The 227-nt window shown below is 63.9% G+C and carries 1 protein-coding gene; it reads right to left on the reverse strand.

What is annotated here, in order from left to right:
• On the reverse strand, window positions 1-227 hold a 227-nt coding region (locus H6A34_RS15735), incomplete at both ends, for an integrase core domain-containing protein (protein WP_239480915.1).

Here is a 227-nt window from a genome sequence, read left to right on the forward strand (position 1 = left end):
CTTTTCCACAGCCGTTTTTGTTCGCCGCTCCCGGCGTGCGCCGTCTCCGGGGTGTTGTTGCCGATGCTCATGTGGGGCCTGCGCGTGTTGTAAAAGTCGATGTACCTGCCGATGGCCTCGCCGGCCGTGGCGATGTCGGCGAAGGCGCGTCGGCGGTTTACGGCCTCCTGCTTTATTATGCCGTTGACGCGCTCGGCCACGGCGTTGTCGGTGGGGTTGTAGTCCTC

It is taken from the genome of Marseilla massiliensis, assembly GCF_016899855.1.
GTDB lineage: Bacteria > Bacteroidota > Bacteroidia > Bacteroidales > Bacteroidaceae > Prevotella.